Source organism: Rhodohalobacter sp. (genome assembly GCF_041686455.1).
Lineage (GTDB): Bacteria > Bacteroidota > Rhodothermia > Balneolales > Balneolaceae > Rhodohalobacter.
The window spans coordinates 1-7,065 of the sequence record NZ_JAWLDW010000130.1; the positions used below are offsets into that span (position 1 = coordinate 1).

The following is a 7,065-nucleotide window of genomic DNA, read 5'->3' on the forward strand; positions in this document are numbered from 1 at the left end:
GAAGTCTCCTTTTCCATGATGATGTTAGCTTAATAGGTTGAAAAATTTCAATCTAAAGGTAAGACATATTTTTAAAGAGAGTAAGAATGTATACACTGCTTCATTCAGTATAGAGGATGGTTCTATTTCTTGATACATTATCATAAAGCATAATTAAATAAACAGGGTATGAGCAAAGCAAAATTAGTAGTCATTGGAGGAGATGCTGCCGGGATGAGTGCTGCATCAAAAGTAAGAAGAGCACAAGCCGACCGGGAAATAGTTGTATTCGAAAGAGGAAAGCATACGTCTTATGCGGCTTGTGGAATGCCTTACTATATCGCTGGCCAGGTTAGAGCTTCCGACCAACTGATTGCCCGGAAGCCTGAAGTGTTCAGGGAAAAACAGAATATTGATGTACGTACACATCACGAAGTCATAAAAATAGATGTTGAAAGTAAAAAAGTTGAGGTAAGAGATATTTTGCAAGATTCCACATTCCGGGAATCTTATGACGAACTATTGATCGCTACCGGTGCTTCCCCAATCCGACCGGATTTTGAGGGAATAGGCTCTGATGGAATATTTGGCTTAAGTACTCTTCAGACGGGAATTGATGTTTTTGAGTACATTGAAAAACATTCGCCCAAAAAAGCGGTGATTGTAGGAGGCGGATACATTGGAATTGAGATGGCAGAAGCGTTGCTTGAACTAGATATGGAGGTTACTCTTTTTGATATGGCTCCGCAGGTAATGACTACCATGGATAAAGATATGGCCGATCTGATTGCTGAGTATATGAAGGAATCGGGGGTGAAGCTTTATCTGAATGAAAAACTGGATAGGTTTGAGTCTGAAAACGGTATGGTTACTTCAGTGATAACGGATCAAAAAGAAGAGGAAGCAGACCTGGTCATTTTAGGAATGGGTGTAAAACCAAACGCTGAATTAACGGAAGGTACCTCAATAGAGACCGGTGTGAAGGGTGCGATTAAGGTTAATAAAAAATTGCAAACCTCAGTACCCGGTATCTGGGCAGCAGGAGATTGTGCCGAGTCTTTTCATCTGGTCAAGAAAGATCAGACCTGGATCGCTCTCGGAACCGTTGCAAACAAACATGGACTGGTAGCAGGGATTAATCTGAGCGGAGGAGATATTGAATTTCCCGGTGTATGTGGTACGGCAATAACAAAATTTCAGGATCTTGAAATTTCCAGAACCGGACTGTCAGAAAAAGAGCTGGAAGAATCAGACATTAAATATATAATTGCTAAAATTGAGAGCAGAACTCGTTCCGGGTACTATCCGGGGAGCGACAAGATTACCGTGAAATTAATTTCGGATGAAAAGAGCGGAAAGATTTTAGGTGGACAGATTGTTGGTTTCGCAGGTGCGGCAAAAAGAATTGATACGGTAGTTACGGCTATAACGGCCGGGATGACTGCGCAGAATATTGTAGATCTGGATCTATCCTATGCGCCGCCCTTTTCTCCTGTTTGGGATCCTGTTCAAACAGCCGCCAGGAGGTTGGTTTGAATAGTGATTACATAAGTAACTCTGATTACATTTTTTTCTACTAATCAATTATTTATCAGTTTTAAATTGAATTATTGTCTCGGCGCTTACCTCGATTATTATGCAATTTTTCAGATAGAAAAATAAGGCTGAAAGCCTTTCACGTCTCAGCCTAGGGGCATCGCCCCAGGTTTCAAGTTTCAAAGGCCAACCTGTACAAAAAGGCTGTAAGCCTGAAACAGAATAACCTCGTTAACGGAAAATTTCTGTAAGTATTTAACCATTTTCGTTTCATACAGATATAGAGTCATCAATCATGTATTCAAATCAGAAAATCTATATGAGCCAATCCCTGTCTAAACTCTACATCCATTTGACCTTTTCAACCAAGCACAGACAACCGCTGATCTGTAATGAAATCCGATCTGATTTGCATTCATATATGGCAGGTACTTTTAAAGAGCTTAAAAGTCCGGCACTCATCATAAATTCTGTCACCGATCATGTTCATTTTTTGTTTCGGCTATCGAAAAATGTGGCCTTGGCCGTGATTGTAGAACAAGTTAAGAAGAGCTCTTCCAAATGGATGAAGGAACATACAGATAATACTTCATTTTATTGGCAGAGGGGATACGGTGCCTTTTCTGTTAGCAGCTCGAAAGTTGATATAGTAACAAGATATATTGCCCGGCAGGAAGAGCATCATAAACAATTGAGTTATCGGGAAGAGATTGAGAGATTTATGAAGGAATATGATGTTGTTGAATATAGTGCAGATTATTTTTGGGATTAAGTCTGTAGTAGGCTTACAGCCTGCTATCTAACATGTTGAACTTTTAAACCCGGGACGATGTCCCGGGCTGGATTGTTTCAGGCTTTCAGCCTGTAACTTGATGACTATAACCGGAGATCGTAGAATAATGCCCAAATTTAGGATGGTTCAAGATTTCAGTTTTTTATTTTATAAGATTTAGTGTGATTAATTACATGATTCAAGATAGATTTAAATATTTTTTTGAATAGTGATCTAATTGGATATTAAATGTCTTACCATTTGATATAGGTTACACATATAATGATATCTCAACGCAGAAATTCTGCAAGGCTTTGCGGGGTAATCTGTGAAAACCAGCGAGAGACGTAATGTTCTCATTTTATGAAACCGCTACCAGTAAATAATTGGTTTTTTTAAAGAAACTACTCAGTTAGAAATCGATTTCTGTGTATTTTGATACAAACCAATCATCGTTCTGACTTATTTTTTGTTCTATGGATAAAACGAAACTAATCGGACTTGTTTTAGGGATCATCGGGTTTTGTATTCCACTTCTAATCAGTTTCCCTGGATTGTCGCTGCCCGGACATCTTGCTCTAAGTATTTTTCTTCTGGCAGCCGTGTTTTGGATGTTTGAAACCATTCCCATTTACTCGACATCTATTCTGGTAATTCTTCTGGAGGTTCTTCTGCTCAGTGCGGAAGGTTTGATCTCTTTCGGATCCGGTTCCGGCTACGATCCGGTTCCCTTCAGTCAGTTTGTTGGAACACTGGCAAACCCGATTATCATTCTCTTTCTGGGTGGATTTGTTCTGGCTGATGCGGCCGTTAAATACAATTTTGATAAAAACATGACCCGGATTCTGCTGAAACCGTTTGGTACAAGTCCGGCTATGATTATGTTTGGGTTGATGGCCGTTACGGCTTTTCTCTCGGCGTTTATGAGTAATACAGCAACAACGGCGATGATGGTGACGGTGATTATTCCCATTCTTGCTAAAATGGAGATGACCGATCCTGCCAGAATCAGTATCGCGCTATCCATTCCATTTGCAGCCAATATCGGTGGAGTTGCAACGCCAATTGGCACACCTCCAAACGCTGTTGTGATCGCTGCACTTAATCAACAGGGATTGAATATAGAATTCGGAAGCTGGATGTTGTACGCGCTACCATTAGCGCTCATCATGCTGGCCTTTGCCTGGTTTTTGCTTTTAAAACTCCATCCGCCGGCTCTGAAATCTATACCGCTTGAAATGAAAGGAGAGTGGAAAACGTCAAAAAACGCCTGGATTCTCTACATAGTATTTGGAGTGACCGTTCTGTTGTGGGTCACAGAAAGCCTGCACGGTATTAAGAGCAGTATTGTAGCACTGATTCCTGTAGCGGTTCTCACGCTAACTCAGGCATTCGAAAAAGATGACATCCGAAATCTGCCCTGGGAGGTTCTCTGGCTGATTGCAGGTGGTATCTCATTGGGAATTGCCATGAAGGAGACCGGTCTTGCCGATTGGATTGTGGGAAGTATCAGCTGGGAACAGATGTCGTACCTGGTTCTGCTTAGCGTCTTTGCCATAGTCTCTTTAATGATGTCCAACTTTTTGTCGAACACGGTAACAGCTTCCTTGCTGATTCCTTTGGGAATTACCCTCGCTACATCAGGAGTAGTCGGTGGACCTGCCGGAACATTGATTATTGGTTTAATCATCGCCCTTAGTACAAGTTTTGCGATGGTGCTTCCGATTTCAACACCGCCTAATGCTATTGCGGTCAGTACAGGGGTTGTGGAAACCAAAGACATGATAGTTTCCGGTTCCATTATTGGCATTGTTGCAATAGTTTTAGTCATATTAATGACTAACTTTTATTGGCCTCACATTCTTTAAATTCAAAACTATGAAATCAGAAATATACATATTGGTTATTGAAGATGAACCGGAAGTGCTCGACTCCATTGTCCGGGATATCACCGAATTTGAAGAGCATTTTAATGTGGAGATGGCGGATACCGCTGAGGAGGCGGAAGAACTCGTCGAGGAAATTATAGAAGAAGACGGGAAAATCGGGCTGGTTTTATGTGATCACGTTCTGCCGGGAAAAAACGGAGTGGAGTTGCTCGTTGAGATGCAGAAAGAGGAGATGACCAAATCGACGCGAAAAGTACTGATTACCGGTCAGGCGGGTCTCGATGAAACCGTCAAAGCGGTAAATGAAGCAGATTTGAAACACTACATAGCCAAACCCTGGCAAAAAGAGGAGCTGGTTCAAATTACGCGTGATCTGTTGACGGATTATGTGATTGAGCATGTGAAAGACCCACTGCCATACATGAAGGTTTTGGATTCAGAAAGGATTGCTGAGAGCTTAAGAACCGGACGCAAAATGACGGATCAATGAAATTCAAACTCGGCTCACAATGGCTGGAAGACCGCGATCAGGTAACCGGATTACTGCACCGGGTACTTGACGAGAACGGACAGGCCGAGAAGTATATGTTTGATCTGGGATCGGGTATAACAATTTTTAAAGAGGGTGAGCCTCTGAATAACATCTATATCCTTTTAGACGGCGATGTGCAGCTATACAAACAGAAGCCGTACAATGATGTTCAGTTTCCGCTTCAGCATTTGGGGTCCGGTTCTTTGATCGGCATCATTTCATTCATTACAGGACTCCCGTCACTGACCACAGCCAAAACACAGGATAACTGTCGTTTTCTTAGAATTCCCAAAAAAGATGTGAATCACCTGATTGACATTCATCCCGAACTGGATGGCTATCTGGATGAGTTGATTATGGCGAACTTACTGGAGAGATATCGTCAGACGATTATTCTTCAGATGAAACTCGATTCGGTAAACAGTAAACTTCAGAGTGAGCGGAATGAATTGAGGCAAGCATATCGCGATCTTCAGGATGCACAAAAGGCTTTGGTGCACCAGGAGAAGATGGCAACATTGGGTCAGCTTGTGGCCGGATTTGCGCATGAAGTAAACAACCCAACAGCGGCTCTCTTGCGCTCTACGGATACGCTTGAGAAACATCTTCACCGTCTGATGCAGAAAATGTACGGTGATGGTGATTCTGAACTTCATCAAACCGGACAACAGCTTTTCAAGCTGGGAAGAAATGCCGGTTTCCCAGACACCAAAACGATTCGTGAGCGCACAAAACAGCTAAAAGAGGTGTTTCCTGATTTAGGGAATACACAGGTCCGAATTATTGCTCAGATGCCTGATGGATACGCAGATATGGTCCACAATGTAACGGATGGTAAACCCGAACAAATTCAGTTTCTGCTTGATCAGTTTGAGTTCGGAAAGATGTTTCAAAATATAGAGACGGCGGGAGAGAGGATTGCGGGTCTGGTTAAATCCCTGAAAAGCTATAGCCGCTCGGATACTGAAGACCGCTATGAGTGGATTGATATCAGAGAGGGGATACACGATACGCTTCAGTTGACCAGTAACCGGATAAAGTTTTACGATCTCTATCTGGATCTGCCGGAAGTTCCCGAAATCAGGGCTGATGCAGCCGGGCTAAATCAGGTCTGGACCAACATTATTTTGAATGCATCTGACGCCATGGGAAAACAGGGCAGCCTGGATATTCGCTGCGGAACCGGTGAGGAGAAAGATGATGAAGGAGAGGTTCAGAAAATAATTTGGGTTTCCTTTACAGATTCAGGGCCCGGAATTCCCGAAGAGAACCTGGAGAAGATTTTTGAGCCTAAATTTTCCACCAAAAAGACAGGCGCAAAGTTTGGTCTTGGATTGGGATTGTCGATATCCGAGGATATTGTGGAGCATCACGGTGGGAAGATCAAAGCGGAAAACGCCGAAGGTGGTGGGGCAAGGTTTACGATAACGCTGCCGGTTAAAACCGAGCAGAAGAGTTTGTAGGATTGAAGGTACGTAAGTTGGAGCGCGTCGAGAACACTTCTCGTCTGTCGAATTCCGGCGTATTTTTGCGTCGGTTCGCCTGACGAGTTTCGTTTTTTGGGGCGAAGTTGAAGGATCTCCTTATTCTAATCCTATACCATTCAACAGAAGGTCTCTCCGCTCTCTCACTCCGTTCGCTCGGTCGAGAAGACAGGGCCATAGGTATTTAAACGGCGGGCATAAAATTTGTTATTGAAAAAACACTCCCAATCGCCCGCTTGGGAGGAATACTGATTTTATAACCTGAGTAAGATTATTGGAAAAGTCTCCCCTAACAAGGGGAGATTTAGAGGGGTGTTCGTTGGATCTTGCTATATTCTCCCCTCTGTTTCATCCTCTTTTCAGGATTCTTACATATATAATTTATCCATCGAACTCAGGTTTATAACTACTAATTGCTTTTTGTGTACTTCAAAAAAAGATTCTCCCATTCGGGATTGTCCTTTCCAATGAGCCACTCTTTCTTTTTACGGCTCCATTTCTTGAGTTGTTTTTCCCTGGCAATGGCATCGGTTACTTCTGTAAACCGTTCCATATAAATCAGTTTATTTACATTGTACTTCTTTATAAACCCCGGATTCACCTTATCTATATGTTCTTTAATCCTAAACAATCCCTTTCCAGTCATACCAATATAGAGCACCGTATGATGCCTGTTAGTCAGGATGTATACGTGATAGATATGTCGGTTTCTCTTCATACCCATATGAACCAAAAACCTGAAAAGTCTTACAAAAGATTTTAATTATCGCGGCGGCGTCTCTCCAAGCCCGGACAAACCAAAGCGTTTGATACGACGCCATTGAATAACGGCCTACCTGTCATCTCGAGTAAGAGAGCATAGCGAACGCATCG

6 protein-coding genes are annotated in these 7,065 nt (G+C 42.5%); 5 read left to right on the top strand and 1 reads right to left on the bottom strand.

From position 1 onward, the window contains the following. Positions 1-168: 168 nt before the first annotated feature. The 5 genes from ACESM0_RS11870 to ACESM0_RS11890 all read left to right on the top strand — a co-directional run bounded on the left by ACESM0_RS11870 (position 169) and on the right by ACESM0_RS11890 (position 6,171). The gene (locus tag ACESM0_RS11870) at positions 169-1,515 is read left to right on the top strand and encodes an FAD-dependent oxidoreductase (protein ID WP_372906422.1); all 1,347 of its coding nucleotides are present in this window, start codon (positions 169-171) and stop codon (positions 1,513-1,515) included. Between the two features lie 319 nt (positions 1,516-1,834). Beyond that, positions 1,835-2,287, top strand: a complete 453-nt coding sequence (tnpA, locus tag ACESM0_RS11875; protein ID WP_372906423.1) for an IS200/IS605 family transposase — start codon at positions 1,835-1,837, stop codon at positions 2,285-2,287. Positions 2,288-2,763: 476 nt separating this feature from the next. Beyond that, positions 2,764-4,155: an SLC13 family permease gene (locus ACESM0_RS11880; protein ID WP_372906424.1), complete on the top strand. Its 1,392-nt coding sequence runs from the start codon at positions 2,764-2,766 to the stop codon at positions 4,153-4,155. Positions 4,156-4,165: 10 nt separating this feature from the next. Further along, positions 4,166-4,666, top strand: a complete 501-nt coding sequence (locus ACESM0_RS11885) for a response regulator (RefSeq protein WP_372906425.1) — start codon at positions 4,166-4,168, stop codon at positions 4,664-4,666. Continuing rightward, complete coding sequence (locus ACESM0_RS11890; protein WP_372906426.1) at positions 4,663-6,171, top strand: ATP-binding protein; 1,509 nt, start codon at positions 4,663-4,665, stop codon at positions 6,169-6,171. The genes ACESM0_RS11885 and ACESM0_RS11890 overlap by 4 nt, the downstream gene beginning before the upstream one ends. Positions 6,172-6,601: 430 nt before the next feature. Here the strand turns inward: ACESM0_RS11890 and ACESM0_RS11895 are convergent, their stop codons facing one another. Further along, positions 6,602-6,916: a GIY-YIG nuclease family protein gene (locus tag ACESM0_RS11895; protein WP_372906427.1), complete on the bottom strand. Its 315-nt coding sequence runs from the start codon at positions 6,914-6,916 to the stop codon at positions 6,602-6,604. Positions 6,917-7,065 lie beyond the last annotated feature (149 nt).